Source organism: Streptomyces niveiscabiei (assembly GCF_033794345.1).
Taxonomy (GTDB): domain Bacteria; phylum Actinomycetota; class Actinomycetes; order Streptomycetales; family Streptomycetaceae; genus Streptomyces; species Streptomyces niveiscabiei.
In genome coordinates this window covers 12,655-30,447 of sequence record NZ_JARAYJ010000050.1, presented here as the reverse complement: position 1 = coordinate 30,447, position 17,793 = coordinate 12,655, and the positions used below count along the sequence as shown (strand labels likewise).

Sequence of the window (17,793 nt, the reverse complement as noted above, 5' to 3'; positions counted from 1 at the left end):
GTTCTCTGCCCCCTGTGCCGCGCGGACCTGTTCGGCCGTCCGGATGGCTCCGCTGCGACGGTCCACGTCCGGTTGATCGTGCGTACAACGTATCCGTATCCCGGCACGGCGACCAAGGAATGACCAAGCGTGGTGCGGGTTGTTCGGTGCCAGTTTCTCCACCGTCCTAGTACGGTAGAGGCGTTCCGGGCCGATCGCGGCGTCGGGAGTCGCAGTGCACTAGAACGGTTGGAGTTCACCGCATGGCCGCGTCGCTTCCTCCTCCTTATCTCCGGATCGCGGCGGAGATCCGCGAGCGCATCCTGTCGGGCGAGCTGGCGGCAGGGCAGCGGGTGCCGTCCACGCGGGAGATCGTCCGGGAGCACGGGGTGGCCATGGCCACGGCCGCCAAGGCGCTCGGCGCGCTGCGCGACCAGGGCTGGGTGCGGTCCGTGCCCGGCGGCGGGACGATCGTCCTCGAACGCCCGCCCGCCGAGGGCGGGCTTCCCGGCTCGGACGCCGCCGCCGCGGACAGCGCGGGTACGGCCGGGCCGAGCGCCCGGGGCACGGTCGAGCCGGGCTCGACGCGCGAGGTGGTGATCCGGGCGGCGATCCGGCTCGCGGACCGCGACGGGCTCAACGCGCTGACGATGCGTCGCCTGGCCGCGGACCTGGGCGTCGGCCCCATGTCGCTCTACCGCTACATCCCGGACAAGGAGGAACTCCTGCGCCTGATGGCGGACGTGGCGTTCGGCGAGGAGGAACCGCCCGAGCCCGGCCCGCCCGGCTGGCGCGCCAAGCTCGAACTGTCGGCCCGGCTGCAATGGCGCGCCTACCGCAGGCACCCGTGGCTGCCCACGATCATGCACAGCTCCCTCGTCCGCCCGCCGGCGGTGTTCAGCGGGATCCGGCTGGTCGACTGGGAGATCAGGGCCCTGGACGGACTCGGGCTCACCCCGTACGACAGGCTGCACACCGTGTTCGCGCTCGACGGCTACGTCGGCGGCATCGCCGCGAGCAACGCGCTGGAGGTGCAGGCCGAGCACGACACCGGGGTGACCGGGCAGGAGCGCATCGCCGCCGAGCGGGCACTGCACGCGGACATCTTCGGGTCCGGCCGCTTCCACGCCCTCGCGGCCTGCGTCCCCACCGACGCCACCACCGTCACCGGCCTCGACGAACTCTTCGAATTCGGTCTGCGCCACCAGCTCGACGGCATCGCGGCGATGCTGGCGAGAATCTCCTGAACCCGAACCGGCGGCGGGCCCGCGCTTCGTCGGCTGGGCGGCCGGTTCGCCGCCCCGGTGACCTCGTGCCATGGCGTGTCTCCTCCTCTCGCTGCCGTTCCTCGGAGTGGTTCAGGAAGGTTCGGCCACTGCCCGCAGAGCGGCCGGCTGCGGTGCGGCCGACGGCAGGCGCAGGGCTGGGCTGAGCAGCGCGGTCACGGCGAGCGACGCGCCCGCCATCGCGGCCATCACCGCGCCGGCGGGCAGGTATTGCGCGAGGAGTCCGGCCAGCGTGGCGCCGGCCGCCTGCATCGCCTTCATGCCGGTGACGTGCAGGCCCAGCGCCTGGCCGCGGACCTCCGCGCCGATGAGCGTCATCAGCCGTTCCTGGAGCAGCAGCGTGGACGCGAAGCCGATCGCGGCGACCGCGACGACGCCCGCGGCGGCCGGCGTGCCGAGCGGCAGCGCGAACAGCGGGTACGGCAGCGCGAGCAGGAACCGCAGCGGGGTGACGTACCGCCGCCGCGCCTGTGGCGACATGAACCGTCCGGCGATCAGGTCGCCGAGCAGCATGCCGGACGCCGCCGCGACGAACAGCGCGGCGGCGGACCGCGGCGCGTAGGGCACGAACAGTGCCTCGCAGCCCACCACCAGCCCGTTGGGCACCCACATCGCCAGGTAGACCGCCCGGCGGGCCGGGGTGGCGAGCAGGTGCCGGTTGACCTGCCAGGTGGCCGCGACGGACGGGCGGCCGGACACCCGTGCCGGACGGGCGCCGAGTCCCCGCCACAGGACCAGCGCCGCGCCGAAGGCGAGCGCCGCGCCGATGGCCAGCGTCGCGCGCGGCGACACCACCGCCAGCACGACGCCGCCGAGCGCGAAGCCGGCGATCTGCATCGCGCCGACCGAGATGTTGAGCACCGAGCGGCCCAGCACGTATCCGTCCGGCGGCACGATCTCGTCGAGCAGGCCGTACCGGACACCGCCGGCGACCGAGCCCACCAGGCCCAGTACCGCGATCACCGCGAACATCGCCCACAGCGGCATCCCGGGCAGGGCCAGCGCCAGGCCGCCCAGGCCCACGGCCAGCGCGGACAGTGTCAGCGCCGTGCGCGGTGGCACCCGGTCGGCCACCGACAGCAGCGTGGCCGCGCCGGCCAGTTCGGCGAAGGACGGCCCGAACATGCTCAGCGCGGCCATCAGCGGGGACTCCGTGCGGGCGTACACCAGCGTGGCGAGCGCCAGTCCGCTCAGCGTCGTCGAGGCGACCTGCGCGCAGGACGCCGCGAACAGCGGGGTGAACTCGGGTGTTCGGAACAGTTCTCGGTAGGTGCGCATGGCCGTGGACTCCCCTGTTCTCGTCCGCCGTCGGGCCGCCGGGCCTGGCTCTGCCGTCGTGGTCGGCCCGGTCGTCGAGCCCGTCTCGGCTCACCGGCCATGCTTCCGCCACGAGGTCTTATGCGTCTAATGCCAACTCCGGCGCGAATCCATCGATAACCTTGATGAATGCTCGACATCGTCCGGCTTCGCGTTCTCGCGGCGGTCGCCGCCCACGGCTCGGTCACCGAGGCGGCCAAGGCGTTGCACTACTCCCAGCCTTCGATCAGCCACCATCTGGCCCGGCTGGAGGCGGCGACCGGAGCCAAGCTGATCCAGCGCGCCGGGCGCGGCATCCGGCTCACGCCCGAAGGCGAACTGCTCGCCCGCCGCGCGGCGGAGATCGTCGCCCGGGTCGACGCGGCCGACGCCGAACTCGCCGCCCGGATCGGGCTGAAGACCGGCCGGGTCCGCGTCGCGGCCTTCAGCTCGGCCCTGAGCGTCCTGGTCCCGCCCGCGGCCGTGGCGCTGGCCCGCTCGTACCCGGACATCGAGCTGCACCTGGTCGACGCCCATCCCACGGTGGCCCTGCGGCTGCTGCGCGACGGCTCGGCCGACCTGGCGATCGTCCACCGCTACGACGACGCCGTGCCGCAGGACGGCATCCGCTACGCCCATCTCCTCGACGACCCGATGTACCTGCTCAGCCGGCACCCCGACCAGACGCTCGCCGACCATCGGGACACGGCGTGGATCGCCGGCTGCGAGAACTGCCGCGGTGAACTGCTCCGGTTCTGCGAAGCCGCCGGGTTCAGCCCGCGCATCGCCTACAGCAGCGACGACATCGTCGTCGAGCAGGCCCTCGTCGCCGCCGGGCTCGGAGTCACCACCATGCCCGGCCTCGCACTGCGCTCCCACCATGCGGCCGGGGTCGTCGCCAGCGAGCTGACCGGCTTCCGGCGCCGTATCCACCTCGCCACGTTCGGCGAACCCCCCGACCCGCCCGCGACGACCGCCTTCATCACCGCCCTGCGCGCCACCATCGCCGCCCACGGCTGAAAGGCCGGGACCTCGCCGGCTGCCCGCCTCGGCCGCGCAACCAGCCCGGCACCGGGAGCGGCAACAGGGTCTCCTGGATCTCGGCCGGTGGTCTCGGTGGTCAGCCGGGTGGGCTGCGGCGGGCGTGCAGCGCCAGTACCAGGCACAGTGCGGTCGCGGCGATGGCGAGGGAGGCGGGCAGGCGGGCCCAGGGGGTGTCCGCGACCGGCGCTTGGGCGGCGAGCAGGACGACGGCGGTCGCGGCGGCAGCGGCCAGTGCGGGGGTCGCCCGGGGGCGGCCGGGCGGTGCGGTGACGCCGGTGGTCCACGCGTCGGTGATGAGCAGGTAGGCGGGCAGCAGGGCGGCGATGCAGACGATCAGCCAGGCCGGCGGGCCGGTGGTCGCGGCGACCGCTATCGCCGCGGCCGGGAGCACGGTCGTCCTGCGGCGGGCTGCCACGGTCCGCCACCGCATGGACGTCGAGACGGGGCGGGCGTCGACCATCGGGGCGGCCCACCAGGCGGTCGCCGCCGCTCCCACGGCCAGCAGCCTGACCGGCAGGGACGCGTGCAGGACGGCCGGCGGGTCGCAGGCCGCGACGGCCAGGGCCGTGCCGAGGAGGCGGTCGGTGAGGCGGGAGGTGAGGCGTTCGGCGATCAGGGCAGTCCGGCTGCGGGCGGGGGCGGTCATCGGGTTCCCCCGTGGATGCGGGTGCGCAGCAGCGGCGCGAGGGTGAGGTCGAGGGTCTCGCCGGGCCGGTGGGCGACGACCGCGATGCCGCGTTCCATGAGGGCGAAGCGCATGGCGTCGCGGTCGGCCCGCCACAGCCGCAGCGCGAGTTCCCCCGCGCTGTCGCCGGGTTCGAGGACGGGCTCGCCGGCGGGGATCTCGACCACGACCATCGGGTTGGCCCGTCCGCGCACCTGGTGCAGGACGTCGAAGATCCGCCGGTCGGTCAGCGGCGTGAAGACGTACACCAGCGCGCCCTCGGGCAGCGCGGGCGGGGGCAGCGGGCCGAGTCCCTCCGTGCGGTGGACGGCGTCCTTGCGGACCTCCAGCACGCTCTCGACGATGCGGTAGAAGTACCCCTGGCCGCTGCCCGGCCGCAGCCAGCGGGTCACGCCGCCGACCGATACGACGCCGACCCGGTCGTGGGTGCGCAGATAGGCGCGGACCAGCCCGGCGGCGGCCCGGAAGGTCTCGTCGAGCGAGGACGTGCCGGTGACCGGGTCGACCACGTCGGCGAGTACGTCCAGCAGCACCACGGTGTCGGCGGCGCGCTCCGCGGCGAACTGGTGGACCTGGAGGGTGCCGCGGCGGGTGGTGGCCGGCCAATGGACCCGCCGCTGCCGTTCGCCGCGCACGTACGGGTGCACGCCGGTGACCTCGACGCCCTCGCCGCGCTGTACGGCGGTGTGCTCGCCGAGCCGTTGCGGCAGGCGGACCGGGATGGGTGTGAGGCTGGCGTGTTCGGGCAGCGGAAAGACGGCGATCTCACCGAGGTCGGCGCGTACGGTGCGCCGGACCAGCCCGCCGGGGTCGTAGACGTCGACGTCGACCGTGCCGAGGGTCCAGCGGCCCCAGCTCCGCGCGCTCAGGACGAGTTCGACGCGGTGCGGGCCGACCGCGAGGTGGTCGAGCCGGATGCGGTGGCCGAGGGCGACGCCGGGGTCCAGGCGGGCGGGTCCGCCGTCGTAGGACAGCGTGATGCGCACCGTCACCTGTTCGCCTTCGAAGCACCGCCGCGGCTCGACCTCGACCTCGGCCGTCACGTTCTCGGGACGCGGCCCGCTCGGCAGGGCGAGGGCGAGCAGCACCAGCGGTGCGGCGGCGAGGGCGAGGACCCAGGGGCGTCCGCTGAGGAGCGCGGCGGCCAGCGCGACGGCGGCCACCGTGCCCAGCCGCAGGGCGCGTTCACCGGCGCGCGGGCCGGGCGGGGGTGGCGGCGGGGCGTGGGCGGTCACGTCGTGGCGGCCGTCCAGGGCCCGTCGGACGGCGATGGCCGCTCTGCGGTCCGGCACGGGCTCGGTCATGACGCGATCGGTGTGCGCGGCAAGGTCTGCGGTGCCCGCACGGACTGCACGATCTCGCGCAGCACGTCGTCGCCGTCGATCTGGCGGACCCACAGTTCCGGTCTGAGGGTGACGCGGTGGGCGAGGGCCGGCACCGCCACGGACTTGACGTCCTCCGGGGTCACGTAGTCCCGCAGGTCCAGGACGGCGCGGGCGCGGGCGAGCTGCACCAGGGCCAGGCCGCCGCGCGGGGAGGCGCCGACCTGGATGTGGGGGTGGGCCCGGGTGGCGCGGACCAGGGCTACGGCGTACTCCAGCAGGTCGTCGTCGACCTCGACGCGTTCGACGGCGGCCCGCATGGCGAGTACCTCGTCCGGTCCGCTGAGCGTGCGCACCACGGGTTCGGGTGCCGCGCGGTCGACACGCGCACGGAGCATGCCGGCCTCCTCGGACGCCTCCAGGTAGCCCATGCGCACCCGCAGCAGGAACCGGTCGAGCTGGGCCTCGGGCAGGGTGTACGTGCCCTCGTACTCGATGGGGTTGGCGGTGGCGACGACCACGAAGGGATGCGGCAGCGGCCGGGTGCTTCCGTCGACGGACACCTGGGACTCGGCCATCGCCTCCAGGAGGGCGGCCTGGGTCTTGGGCGGGGTGCGGTTGATCTCGTCGGCGAGCAGCAGGTGGGTGAAGACCGGGCCGGGCCGGAAGACCATGTCGGCGGTGCGCTGGTCGTAGAACGGGGCTCCGGTGACGTCGGAGGGCAGCAGGTCGGGGGTGAACTGGATGCGGCGGAAGTCCAGGCCGAGGGCCGTGGCGAAGGAGCGTGCCAGGAGCGTCTTGCCGAGTCCCGGGAGGTCCTCGATGAGGACGTGGCCGCCGGCGAGGATGCCGAGCATCACCAGGGTCGGCGGTTCCGCCTTGCCGACCACGGCGGTGCGGATCTCTTCGAGGACGGCCGCGGCCCGTTCGCCCGCCTGCCGGGGAGTCAGGGCGGCGTGGTCCGGAAGGGGTTGCGGGCTGGTCACGGTCGGTTCCTCACGGGGTCGGGGTGTGCGGGCTGCGGGGCCGGTCACAGGGCTTCCAGCCGGTCGAGCAGGGACCGCAGGACGGGCTCGGGGAGTGCGGGCTGCGGGGCCGGTCACAGGGCTTCCAGCCGGTCGAGCAGGGACCGCAGGACGGGCTCGGGGAGTGTGGGCTGCGGCGCGGTCGCCCCGGGATCGATCCACGGCCACAGCTCGGCGCCCACCGTCGAGCGGGCCCGCCGCGGGTCCCGGTACATCTCCACGCCGTGCCGTTCGGCCAGCCGGGCGGCGAACAGCCGCTGCAACTGGGGCCGCATGACGGTGGCGAAGTGCTCTTCGTCGTCGCCCGCGATGCTGTCGGCCACGATGCGCCGCCATCCGCCGAGCGCCGGGGCCCGGCTGTCCAGCAGGCGCACCGGCTTGCGGTACCTGCTGTCCTGGGCGGCGACGCCCGCGGCATAGCACCCCAGGGCCAGCGCGAGTGCGGTGACGAGGGCGAGGCCGGTGGCGGCTGCGGCGAGGCCGTCGGCCAGGGCGAGCAGCGCTACGGCGGTGAGGGCGACGGCGGCCAGGACGGCCAGCGAGTGGCGTACCGAACCGGGCCTGCCCACCACGGAGTCGACGGTGGCCCGTGTCCGGGCGGGCAGCTTCACGAGGTGCCCGTCCCGGCGTCGGGTCCGGGTGTCCGCGAGCGCAGGGCGTCGGCGATCTCGGCGAGCGCGGTCGCGGCCCGGTCGCGGTGGCTGCCGTCCATCGGGTGCGTGGAGTAGCGGGCCTCGCGGAACAGCGCGGTGAGTACGTCGGCTGCCGCCCCGGTGGGCAGGCCGCCGGCGACGGCCCGCTCCAGCAGGTCCTGCGGGCTGTCCGAGGCGCGCCGGGTGACACCGGAGCCGGCGAGGGACTCCTCCATAGCGGCGTAGCAGGCGATGACGGCGGCCCGGGCGTCGGTGCCGTCCAGCAGGGCGCGACGCCCGGAGTCCACGGCCTGCGCCAGGCGCTGCGGCCCGTCGTCGGACCGCGTGTACGTCCCCGTCGCCTCGATCGCCGCCGGCCGGGTCAGGTGCCGCCACAGACGCAGCCCGGCGGTCACGACGGCCACGACGGCCACGACCAGCAGGGCGATACCGAGACCCAGCAGGATGCGCGTCAGCCCGAAGTGCAGGCCATGGCCCGCGTGTTCGGCCTGCTGTGCGGGGGGGGCGGGGTGGGGAGCGGGTCGTGCCGTTGGCCGGGAAGCGCTGTCGGCCCACGGCCGCCCTTTCGGCCCCTGCCGGAGGAACTGAACCGGTGCAGGACCACGACGAGGACGGGGACGATCAGCGTCGCGGCCAGCAGGGCACGGCTCACGCCGTTGGCCGTCCGCCGTTCCACCGCGCTCAGTTCCCCGGCGGCGCCGACCTTCTCCAGGTACTTGTCGCGCAGCGCCAAGCCGCCGAGCAGCGACGCCAGGGCGAGGCCGACCACGAGGGCCGGGTTGCCGCCGAGCGGTCCGCGTCCCTTGGCCAGCAGGTCCGTGTCGGGGCGCAGCAGCAGTGCGCCCAGGGCCGTTCCGCCCACGACCAGTACCGCCAACGCGGCCTGCGCGGCGCCGATCGTACGTTCCCGCCCCACCGCTCCACACCTCCCTTGTGATCATCAGCTTCGCATACCGGTCGGCGGAGTGTCAGGTGTCGGCGTTTCGGCCACTTCCCGCGCGCTGCTTCTCCGGCCCGGACCAGGGGCCGGGCCCTCGCGGGGTCCGCTGCCCAGGAGTTGGGGGCTTCCCGGCACGACCGAATGAGGTGTGTTCGCCATCGCGGCCGTGTCGTTGAACGTCATGGCTCTGCCGCGACGGCGCTGCCTGAAGCTGGGGCGCCGGAAGGACTCGCGGTGCCGCCCCGGCCAGGCTCGACCGACCGCCGTAGCGAAAGGCAAGAACATGCCCCCTCCCGCTCCGCCCTCGGCGCCCTACGGCGTGTCCCGGCACGCGGCGTGGCTCGGTGCCGCCGCGATCGTCACCGACGAGGCCGGACGGGTCCTGCTGGTGCGGCCCACCTACCGCGAGGACGACTCGTGGCTGCTGCCCGGAGGCGTCGTCGAACCCGGCGAGCATCCGCACGTCACCTGCCGGCGGGAGATCGCCGAGGAACTGGGCCTGCCGGACCTGCCCCTGTCGGCCGTGCTCGCCGTCCACTCCCTGTCCTCGCAGCACGCCGGTACTGCCTGCCCCGGGGAGGTCCGGTTCGTCTTCGACGGGGGAACCCTCACCGCCGGCCAGGCGGCGACGATCCGCCTGCCGCGCGAGGAACTGTCCGAGTACGCCTTCCTGGAGACCCGGGACGCGGTACGGCGCCTGCGCCCCCTGGACGGGCGGATCATGCTCGCCGCCTACCGGGCCCGGCTCGGAAACACCGCCACCGCGCACCTCGCCGACGGGCGGCACATCCTCGACGTCCCGGTGCTGGACCGCCATGACGTCCACGTCCGCTACCGGCCCTTGTGGGACAGCCCGCTCGACCACGGCCCCGTCCCCGAGGGGCTGCCCGTGCGGCAGGCCTGGGCGTGGTGCTTCGTCCCCGACGGGCGGGTCGTCGTCGTGGCCGACCCCGGCCCGCGAGGCGCGCTGCCGATGCTGCCCGGCGGCACCGTGGAAAGCACCGACGCGACACCCGAGGACACCCTCCACCGCGAAGCCGCCGAGGAGGCCCAGCTCACCCTGGCCGACCCGGTGCGAATTGGCTGGGTCCTCGACGAGACCGGCGAGGTCTACGGCGGCGTGGGCCCCAACGCCCGCCTCCGCTTGGCCGCCCGGGTCACCTCCGTCGGACCGGCGGCCCTCGACCCCGCCACCGGCCGCCCCTTCGCCCGCCTGCTCACCACCCCCGCCCAGGCAGCCGCCCTGCTGGGCTGGGGCCCGCCCGGAGCACACCAGGCCCGACTCGCGGCGCGGACGGCCCACGAACGCTGGGGCCTGCCCTCCCCTCGCCCATCCGCCGTCGAGGAGATCCCGGCGGAGGGGATGCCGCTGATCAGCGCCCGCCGGGCCTCCCCGTGAAGTCGAACCGCCGGTGATACGGCAGCCGTTCGGCACCGGCATCCACCCAGCCACCAGAACTACGACGTCCGGTTCCTCTTCCGCCTGCACACCGCGACCGAGGTGACGGTGATGCCGCAGGAAGAAGAGGCCGACGGCATCAAGGGGCGGCCCGTGGGCACGGTCACCTCCCCCTCCCTGCGCGACAAGCTGCGACCCACACGAACGCGGCCACCGTTCCCCCGCCCGGGGGCAGTTCCGAGGCCGTGACAGACAGACCGCATCGAACAGAGGCACACGTGCCTGACGACACCCGGCAGAAAGTCCCGGCCGTCCCGGCTCCGGTGACCGGAGGGCAACCCCGGGAGCACCACATGCACCTGCTCGGGCGCTACTACCGCCAAGTGGAAGCGGGCCGCAAGACCATCGAGGTGAGGGTGGCGACTCCCCAGAAGCGCGCTGTCGCAGTCGGGGACACGGTCGTCTTCCACGACCGCGACACCGGGCGGGAACTCGACGTCATCGTGCGGCGGATCACTCCGTACGCCTCCTTCGAGGAACTGCTCAGCTCGGAGGACACCGGACGCATCGACCCGGACGGGCCGCCGGGAGGCCTGCTCGCCGGGCTCCGTGGCATCTACTCGCCGGCCGAGGAAGCCCTCGGTGTCCTCGCGCTCGCCTTCGACCACCGCCCTGCCCGGCCCGGCCGCCCCCTGCCGATGACGCCCAGCGACTACGCGCAGACCGTCCCTCACCACACGGTGTACGGCTGCCTGTTCATCCGCGACGAACACGACCGGCCGATCCAGTTGCGCTCGGTCTACGGCTCACGGCCCTGGCAGTTCCCGGGCGGCAACCTCGACGCCGTGGGCGAGGACCCGCTACAGACGGCCCGGCGCGAGGCGGTCGAGGAGACGGGCCTCGAACTCGGTGCGGACGGGCCGAAGTTGATCCTGACGCACTTCCTGCACGCCGGCCCCCGCCAGCCGCTGAACAAGGTGGGGTTCGTCTTCGACGGAGGACGGCTCACCGCCGGCCAGCTCGACCGGATCCGCATCGACCCCGCCGAGCACGACATGTGGGCCGTCCACGACCTCGCGACCTGGCAGGAGCTGATGGAGCCGCGCGCCTATGCCCGCCTCGTCGCCGTCGAACGGGCCCGGCGCGGCGAGGGCCCCGCCTACCTGGTCACGCACACCTGACGGGACCGGGCGGCGGATGCGCCTGCGGACATGGTGCGAGTTCTTACGGACGTATGACGCGGCACCGAAGCCACTCCCGTCACGCCGGTCCCGCCCACCACACTGACCAGGACATGACGTCGGCGTACCTCGGACCTGACGAGCCGTCGTGGTTCGAGGCACCGCGCAGAAGCCCTCTTTCCTCTCCCGACACCACGGAGAAGTTCCATGCGACGCAACACGCACAAGCAATCGAGAAGGACACGGCAGGCCGTCGCCGCCGCGGCAGGTCTGGTGGTGGCGGCGGGCGGGCTGGTCGCGTTCAACGTGTACGCCTCCGCCCACGAGAGCGGCGATGACGCGGCGAACCGTGCCTCCGGGCAGGCGCCCCAGGTCCTGGCCGCCGGAGCCGCCAGTACGATCAGCTGTCCGGACGTGGGGGCGAGGCTGACCTCGGTCCCCGACCGGGCCAGGGCGCAGGTGGACAGGGAACTCGCGCTGCTCGACAGGCAGGTGTCCGAGGCGTACCAGCGGCTGCGGGGTTCGGCGAGGGCGATCCAGCAGGACAGCGGCTTCGCCGGCAACGCGATCATGGGCCCGCTGAAGGACAAGCGGCTGGCGACGATAGACCGGATCGCGATCGCCATCGGGAGGTCAGGTGCCCGGCCTCAGGGCCTCGAGTCCCTCGCCGCCTGCACGCTGCGGGCCGTCGGCGGCGGGGCCGGTCAGGGTGAGGGCGGCGGTGGCGGGCAACGCGGCAACGGCCCCGTGGCAGCCGACTTCGTGGACATCACCGGCGTCCGGCCGAACGTGAAGAACCCGCCGCGGCTGCGTGGCGCCTCCCAGGGGGTGTTCACGACCCGTTGCGGCGTCAACAAGAACAAGCTGTACAACTCCGACAACATCATCGTCGCCCCGGGTGTGACCAACGGCGCGCATCACACGCACGACTACGTCGGCAACCAGGACAACGACGCGTTCACCACGGACGAGGAGTTCGCCGCCGCCGCGACCAGCTGCCGCAATCAGGGCGACAAGTCGACGTACTACTGGCCGGTGCTGCGTGTGCAGGACGGTACGCGGGAGTTCGACGCCCAGCGGCTCGGCGGCGGCGCCGAAGGCAACACCGGGCGGATTCTGACCGCGTCGAAGGTCACGCTGGACTTCGTCGGCAGCCCGCGCGGCAAGGTCGTGGCGATGCCGAAGTTCCTGCGGATCATCACCGGTGACGCCAAGGCGTTCACCAACGGCACGGCCAACGCCAACGCCTCCTGGAGCTGCACGGGGTTCGAGAACCGGCAGCTGACGGACAAGTACCCGGTGTGCCCTCGCGGCAGCAGTCTGGTCCGCACGTCCAGGTTCCAGAGCTGCTGGGACGGGCGGAGCGTCGACAGCGCCAACCACCGCACGCACGTCGCGTTCGCCGACCCCCGCACCGGTGCCTGCCCGACCGGCTTCAAGGCCATCCCGCAGCTGGTCCAGCGCCTGGTCTACGACGTGGCCCCGCCGAGCCTGCGCGACAACGGGAAGTCCAGCCCGTTCTACGCCGTGGACGGCTTCCCGGAGCAGATGCACAAGCCGATCACGGATCACGGCGACTTCATCAACGTCTTCGACGAGCGCCTGATGCGGCGGATGGTGAAGTGCATCAACACCGGCCAGAAGTGCCGGTGAGGGCTCTCGGGGCGGCCACGACCGCGGCCTCCGTCACGCCCGCGAACGGTTCTCGGACCTGCGTCGGGTCCGGCCGGTTCAGGACAGGAAGCGGCCGTAGGGGCCGTTTCGTATCCCGTTCTTCTGCTGCTGGCTGAAGTGGCAGTTCGGGTAGTCGTAGAAGGAGGCCGACATCGGGGTGCCGTCGGTGAACGTGGAGTCGGGGAGGCCGAGGGCGTGGCCCAGTTCGTGGACCATGCCGCCGTACCACCGGTTCATCGGGCCGTTGACGCCGGCGGCGCCGTCGGCGTCGTGGCCGCTGAGGAGGACCCAGCCGCCGCCCCCTCCCCCGCCGGAGACACCCGCTTTCTCGGCGCTGGCCTCGCCGACGCACAGCCAGCGCTGGTCCGGCGCGCCGAGGCCGAATCTGGCCATCAGTTCCTGCTGCATGTTGAAGACGACCCACCAGTACGCGTCGCCGCCGTTCGGCGTGTTCTCGTACCAGCTCCGGGGGTGGTTGCCCTGGACCACTTCGACCACCGGGCTGTTCAGCCGGAACGTCACGCCGAGTTCCTGGCGGTAGAAGCGCTGTGCCTCCTGCATGACGGAGGTGATGCCGTTCGGGTAGCGGGAGTCGTTCGCCACGTCGGAGGGCTTGAGCCAGAACACCCGTACGGTCCCGGACGGCGGGTCCGCCGCTGCGGGCGCCGCCTGGGCGGTGCCGGTGAGCGCCCCGGAGCCGAGCGCCGCGATCCCGCCGGCCGCCGCGGCCAGCGCCGCGCGGCGTGTGAACGTGCATTCCTCCACCGGAAACCCTCCCTCACCGGGGCGCGGACATGACAAGTAGTCTGCCGAACAGGGTGCTGAATACCGGCCACCCCGTACAGGCGACTTCAAGCCGTAGGTGCCGGTTCCCCGGCCGCGTCGGACCCGGTGGGTGAGAGTGCGGCGAGGAGCCGCAGTTTCTCGTCGCTGTCGCTGTCCTTGTCGGGGTAGTAGACGACGAGGATGACGTCGTCGACGGGGAGTTTGTCGCGGTGGAGGCGGAGTTCGCCGACGACGGGGTGGTGGACCGTGGTCGTGCCTCCGTCGAGGCTCCTGACGTCGTGGCGGGCCCACAGGGTGCGGAACCGCTCGCTGGACAGCGCGAGTTCTCCGACGAGTTCGACGAACCGGGGGTTGTCGGTGTCGTCCCCGATGCTGGTGCGCAGGGCGGCGACGACATCGGCGGTGGCTCGCGTCCAGTCCTGGTGGAAGGCCCGTTCCTCGGGGTCGAGGAGGAGGGAGCGCAGCCGGTTGTGGCCGGGCCGCAGGCGAGGGGAGAGCGCGACGGCCGGGGGGTTGGAGGCCAGGACGTCGAACGCGCGGCCCTCGACGAACGCGGGGATCTGGAGGTGCGCGAGCAGCTCGTGCACCCGCGCCGGTACGTGTTCGGGCCGTTTGCGGCGCGGCGCCCTGGGGCGTGCCGCCGCGAGGCCGAGCAGGTAGGTCCGTTCGACGTCGTCGAGGTGCAGGACGCGCGCGAGGGAGGCGAGGACCTGCGGTGAGGGGTTCTTGTCGCGGCCCCGTTCCAGGCGCAGGTAGTAGTCGGGGCTGATGCCGGCGAGCAGGGCGACTTCCTCGCGGCGCAGGCCGGGCACGCGGCGGTTGCCGCCGGGCGGGAGTCCTGCCTGAGCCGGGGAGACCAGCTCACGCCGAGCGCGCAGGTAGCTGCCGAGGCGGTTGCCGGATTCCTCATCCTTCATGCCGCCACCGTAATGCGGTGCGTGTGCCTCAGCGGGGGCCCTGGCAGGACCAGGGAAGAGCGGGGCCCTGCCGCGCCCGGGTCGATGCCGCCGAGACTGCGACTGCACTATCGGGAAAGAGTCTGAAAGGCAGATCTCGTGGATCTCTCCAACCGCACCGTTCTCGTCGTCGGCGGCACCTCGGGCATCGGGCGCGAACTCGCCCGGCGGTTCGCCGCGGCAGGCAGCAGCGTGGCCGTCGGCGGACGCAACCCCCAGGCGCTCGCGGAGCTCGCCGCAGAAGGCTTCGCCACCGTCCGCATCGACGTCACCGACGACACCTCCGTCGCCTCCGCCCGTGACGCCGTGCTCGCCCGCTACCCCGCCCTGGACACCGTGGTGACGATGTCGGGCGTCATGCTCCTGGAGGACCTGCGCGACCCCGCGCACTTCGAGGCGACGGCGACGACGATCGGCACCAACCTGCTCGGCACCGTCCGGGTCGTCGACGCCTTCACCCCGCACCTGGTCCGGCGGGGTGCCGGCACCTTCGTCACCGTCACCTCCGGCATCGCCTTCCTGCCGTTCCCGCCCATGCCCAGTTACGCCGCCTCGAAGGCCGGGGTGCACGCCTACTCCGAGGCGCTGCGCGCGCAGCTCGACGGCACCGGTGTCGGCGTCGTCGAGCTCGTGCCCCCGGCGGTCGCCACGGCGGGCCAGGAGAAGGTGAACCCGCACGCGCTGCCGCTCGACGACTTCGCCACCGAGGTCATGCACCTGCTCTCGCAGGAGCCCACCCCGCACGAGATCCTCGTGCAGGGCGTCCTCATACACCGCTGGGCCGAACGCGACGGCACCTACGCCGACCTCGTCGCCCAGCGCTCCCGGGCCCTGGCCCTGCTCCCCGGCCGCCGCCCCTGACGGCCTCCTCGCGCGTCCCCGGCTCTACGGCAAGCGCCATCTGGGGCGTCGTGCGTACGTGGCCGCCCGCAGCGCCCATTCGACGGGGCCCTGGGGGTGGCGGCGCAACCACCAGGCGCTGGCGGCGAGTTGGGCGGCGTAGGTGAGCAGGGCCAGGGCCACGATGCCCAGGGCCGGCAGGTCGTCGGCGAGCGCGAAGCCGTAGCCGGTGTACAGGACCATGAACACGGCCGACTGCGCGATGTAGTTGGTGGCGGCCATGCGTCCGGCCGGGGCGAGGGCGGCGACCAGGTGGCGGCCGGCCCGGCCCCGGCAGAGGCGGACGACGGTGGCGACGTAGAAGGCGGTGACGAGGGTGTCGGTGACCGGGACCAGCGCTTGGACGAGGTCGGGGAGGCCGGCGTCGTACCGTTCGGAGATCGCGGCCCAGGCGGCGACCGGGCCGCCGACGAGCAGGCCGGTCACCTGGACCCGGCCGAGCCAGGGGCGCAGCGCGTCCGTGTCGGTCAGGAGGCGTCGCTTGCCGGCGGCGAAGCCGAACAGGAACAGCGCCAGCGCTTGGGGGCCCTGGCCGGGCCAGATGACCTCGGGGGCGAAGGCGGGTCCGACGGTGAGCTGGGTGTGGAGGGTGTCGTGGAAGCCGCCCAGGAAACCGGCGTCGCTGGTCTCCTCGAAGAACCAGCCGAGGTCGGTGCCGCCCTTGGGGAACAGGTCGAGCGTCCACAGGCTGTCCGCGAACAGGGCGGCCAGGATGCCGCAGCCGAAGGCCACGGCGATCACCGGCCGGACGTTGCGCAGCACGACGAGGACCACGCACAGCAGGGCGTACAGCGTGAGGATGTCGCCGAACCACAGCAGCGTCACGTGGATCGCCCCGAGGGCGAGGAGCGCGGCGCAGCGCCGCAACAGGCAGGGCAGCGCCGGCGCCCCGGCGCGTTCGACGGCTTCGAGTTGCAGCGTGAACGAGTAGCCGAACAGGAAGGAGAAGAGCAGGAAGAACTTGCCCAGGAACAGGCCGGTCACGACCGTCCAGACCGCCGAGTCGACCGGCCCGGTGAACGGCACGAACAGGCCGTCGCCGTCGACGCGGATCGCCACGAGGGTGCTCACGACCATGACGTTGGCCATGAGGATCCCCAGTAACGCGAACCCCCGCAGGGCGTCGACCTCGTCGATCCGTGGCACGTTCGGGCCGTTCCGCGCGGGGAGTTCGGTCGGCGGCGCAGGCGGTGGATTTGTCCCTCTTTCTGACATTCCAGAACGGTAGAGACGGCCCTACCGCCAGTCGTCACCCCGTGGGTCGACACCGCCGTAGCCCTGCCGAGTGAGGGGGTCAGACCTGAGGCGTACTTCTCCTGCCGGGCCGTGGCAGGGCGACTGCGCGCACGCAGGACGAGGACGGTACGCCAAGTCGGACCGTCAGACGCCTCCTCGCCCGCCGGGTTCGTGACCGCGCCGTCGGCGGGGAAGCCACCGGGCAGCTCCAGGTCCTTGCCGGTATCCGCGCCGTCGGCGTCACCGGCGACCACGTCACCGTGGCCACCCGGACCACGACCACGACCGCGCACTGGGTCGTCAACGCCGCGACCCCAGCCGTCCGGGACACCCCCCGGGACGCCCTCGACCTCATCGGCTCCCTCGTGGGCCATGGCCTCGCCGTCCGTGATCCCTTCGGCGGCCTCACCGTCCAGCCGGGCACCAACCGCCTCGTCGGCCCCGGACGGCACCCCGACCGGCGCCTCTACGCACTCGGTGACCTGACCCACGGCTCCCTGTACGTCACCTTCGGCATCCCGGTCCTCACCCCGCTCGCCGACCGGATCGCCCGCGCCATCGCCCACGACTACGAGGAGACCCCGGCGGGGCACCACCGTGCTTCGTGACGGCGTCGAGCGGGGTGCGGTCAGCGCGACGGGCCCGTGCCGTCCTGGTCCCAGTCCTCGTCGAGCGGGTCGCCCGGCAGCCACAGGCTGACCTGGGGGCGTCCCGGCTCGGCCTCCCAGGCGCCGCGGTCCGGGTTCCAGCGGAGCGTGGCCTCACGCAGTGCCTCGTCCGTGAAGTCGACGTGCTGGAGCGCGGCGAGCGCCGTGCCGTCGACGCGGGTGTCGACCGTGACGTGCACCTCGGTCTCACGATCGCCCAGGACGATGCGGCCCGGCCGGGGCGCCCGGCCACGCCCGAGCTGCCGGAGTGGCGGTGGGAGACGATCGCCGGCCCCGTGCTGACCGCCCTCGGGCACACGCCGCTGCCGAGGGTGTGGTGGGTGCCCGCCGGTCCCCTCGGCCTGCTGCCGCTGCACGCGGCCGGGGTGCGCGGCGGCCCGTCCGCCCTGGACCGTGTCGTCAGCTCCCACACGCCCACCGTCCGCGCCCTGCTGCACGCCCGGCGCCGGCCGGTGGCCGAGACCCGCACCCAGCTGGCCGACACCATGCGCCGCACCCCGGGCATGGCGGACCTCACCGGCACCGCCGCGGAGGCTTTCCAGCTCGCCGGCTACCGGCACGTCGTCGCGACCCTCTGGCCGGTCGACGACACCGTCGCCGCCATGGCCGCCCGCCGCTTCTGCCGCCTCCTCGGCGACTCCCCCACGGCCGACGGCGCCACGCACGCCCTGCACGAGACGACCTGTCGGCCGCGCGACCGCTTCCCCGGCGCCCCCGGCCTGTGGGCGCCTTTCGTGCACAGCGCCCCCTGACATCTCCGGCC

General features: G+C 73.4%; 19 protein-coding genes. 8 read left to right on the top strand and 11 right to left on the bottom strand.

What is annotated here, in order from left to right; translation table 11 throughout:
- Positions 1–242: 242 nt before the first annotated feature.
- Entirely contained in the window at positions 243–1,226 is a 984-nt protein-coding gene (locus PV682_RS39485; RefSeq protein WP_319737126.1) for a GntR family transcriptional regulator, read from the top strand.
- A 111-nt stretch (positions 1,227–1,337) separates the two neighbouring features.
- Here PV682_RS39485 and PV682_RS39480 read toward each other — a convergent pair whose 3' ends face one another.
- Positions 1,338–2,543 (bottom strand): MFS transporter, encoded by a 1,206-nt coding sequence (locus tag PV682_RS39480; RefSeq protein ID WP_319737124.1) that lies wholly within the window; start codon positions 2,541–2,543, stop codon positions 1,338–1,340.
- Between the two features lie 168 nt (positions 2,544–2,711).
- Here PV682_RS39480 and PV682_RS39475 point away from each other — a divergent pair, with 168 nt between their 5' ends.
- Positions 2,712–3,581, top strand: coding sequence for a LysR family transcriptional regulator (locus PV682_RS39475; RefSeq protein ID WP_319737122.1), 870 nt, complete (start codon positions 2,712–2,714; stop codon positions 3,579–3,581).
- A 100-nt stretch (positions 3,582–3,681) separates the two neighbouring features.
- On the opposite strand, the gene PV682_RS39470 is transcribed toward PV682_RS39475, so the two are convergent.
- The 6 genes from PV682_RS39470 to PV682_RS39445 all read right to left on the bottom strand — a co-directional run bounded on the left by PV682_RS39470 (position 3,682) and on the right by PV682_RS39445 (position 8,206).
- On the bottom strand, positions 3,682–4,251 hold the full coding sequence (locus tag PV682_RS39470) for a hypothetical protein (RefSeq protein ID WP_319737119.1): 570 nt from the start codon (positions 4,249–4,251) through the stop codon (positions 3,682–3,684).
- Positions 4,248–5,594, bottom strand: a complete 1,347-nt coding sequence (locus PV682_RS39465) for a DUF58 domain-containing protein (RefSeq protein WP_319737116.1) — start codon at positions 5,592–5,594, stop codon at positions 4,248–4,250. The genes PV682_RS39470 and PV682_RS39465 overlap by 4 nt, the downstream gene beginning before the upstream one ends.
- A complete protein-coding gene (locus PV682_RS39460) occupies positions 5,591–6,598 on the bottom strand; it encodes an AAA family ATPase (RefSeq protein ID WP_319737114.1) in 1,008 nt (335 codons plus the stop codon). The genes PV682_RS39465 and PV682_RS39460 overlap by 4 nt, the downstream gene beginning before the upstream one ends.
- A 113-nt stretch (positions 6,599–6,711) precedes the next feature.
- Entirely contained in the window at positions 6,712–7,248 is a 537-nt protein-coding gene (locus tag PV682_RS39455; protein WP_319737113.1) for a hypothetical protein, read from the bottom strand.
- Entirely contained in the window at positions 7,245–7,703 is a 459-nt protein-coding gene (locus PV682_RS39450) for a DUF4129 domain-containing protein (RefSeq protein WP_319737111.1), read from the bottom strand. The genes PV682_RS39455 and PV682_RS39450 overlap by 4 nt, the downstream gene beginning before the upstream one ends.
- 38 nt (positions 7,704–7,741) lie before the next feature.
- Positions 7,742–8,206 carry a hypothetical protein gene (locus PV682_RS39445; RefSeq protein WP_319737109.1) on the bottom strand — a complete coding sequence of 155 codons (465 nt, stop codon included), beginning with the start codon at positions 8,204–8,206 and terminating at the stop codon, positions 7,742–7,744.
- A 307-nt stretch (positions 8,207–8,513) separates the two neighbouring features.
- Here PV682_RS39445 and PV682_RS39440 point away from each other — a divergent pair, with 307 nt between their 5' ends.
- From PV682_RS39440 to PV682_RS39430, 3 genes are all read left to right on the top strand, one after another.
- Entirely contained in the window at positions 8,514–9,629 is a 1,116-nt protein-coding gene (locus PV682_RS39440) for an NUDIX hydrolase (protein ID WP_319737108.1), read from the top strand.
- Positions 9,630–9,907: 278 nt separating this feature from the next.
- Positions 9,908–10,810, top strand: coding sequence for an NUDIX domain-containing protein (locus tag PV682_RS39435; protein WP_319737107.1), 903 nt, complete (start codon positions 9,908–9,910; stop codon positions 10,808–10,810).
- 207 nt (positions 10,811–11,017) lie between these two features.
- Positions 11,018–12,463 (top strand): DUF1996 domain-containing protein, encoded by a 1,446-nt coding sequence (locus tag PV682_RS39430; RefSeq protein ID WP_319737105.1) that lies wholly within the window; start codon positions 11,018–11,020, stop codon positions 12,461–12,463.
- 78 nt (positions 12,464–12,541) lie between these two features.
- Here PV682_RS39430 and PV682_RS39425 read toward each other — a convergent pair whose 3' ends face one another.
- A complete protein-coding gene (locus tag PV682_RS39425) occupies positions 12,542–13,249 on the bottom strand; it encodes a hypothetical protein (protein WP_319737104.1) in 708 nt (235 codons plus the stop codon).
- Positions 13,250–13,335: 86 nt separating this feature from the next.
- Positions 13,336–14,187, bottom strand: coding sequence for a helix-turn-helix transcriptional regulator (locus tag PV682_RS39420; protein WP_319737102.1), 852 nt, complete (start codon positions 14,185–14,187; stop codon positions 13,336–13,338).
- Between the two features lie 138 nt (positions 14,188–14,325).
- Between PV682_RS39420 and PV682_RS39415 the strand changes: the two genes are divergently transcribed.
- Complete coding sequence (locus PV682_RS39415; protein ID WP_319737101.1) at positions 14,326–15,087, top strand: SDR family oxidoreductase; 762 nt, start codon at positions 14,326–14,328, stop codon at positions 15,085–15,087.
- Between the two features lie 24 nt (positions 15,088–15,111).
- On the opposite strand, the gene PV682_RS39410 is transcribed toward PV682_RS39415, so the two are convergent.
- Positions 15,112–16,272 (bottom strand): DUF418 domain-containing protein, encoded by a 1,161-nt coding sequence (locus PV682_RS39410; protein ID WP_319737100.1) that lies wholly within the window; start codon positions 16,270–16,272, stop codon positions 15,112–15,114.
- Between the two features lie 350 nt (positions 16,273–16,622).
- On the opposite strand from PV682_RS39410, the gene PV682_RS39405 reads away from it, so the two are divergent.
- A complete protein-coding gene (locus tag PV682_RS39405; RefSeq protein ID WP_319737098.1) occupies positions 16,623–16,970 on the top strand; it encodes an FAD/NAD(P)-binding protein in 348 nt (115 codons plus the stop codon).
- Positions 16,971–16,990: 20 nt separating this feature from the next.
- Here PV682_RS39405 and PV682_RS39400 read toward each other — a convergent pair whose 3' ends face one another.
- Positions 16,991–17,209, bottom strand: a complete 219-nt coding sequence (locus PV682_RS39400) for a hypothetical protein (RefSeq protein WP_319737096.1) — start codon at positions 17,207–17,209, stop codon at positions 16,991–16,993.
- On the opposite strand from PV682_RS39400, the gene PV682_RS39395 reads away from it, so the two are divergent.
- Positions 17,204–17,782: a CHAT domain-containing protein gene (locus tag PV682_RS39395; RefSeq protein WP_319737095.1), complete on the top strand. Its 579-nt coding sequence runs from the start codon at positions 17,204–17,206 to the stop codon at positions 17,780–17,782. The genes PV682_RS39400 and PV682_RS39395 overlap by 6 nt on opposite strands.
- Positions 17,783–17,793 lie beyond the last annotated feature (11 nt).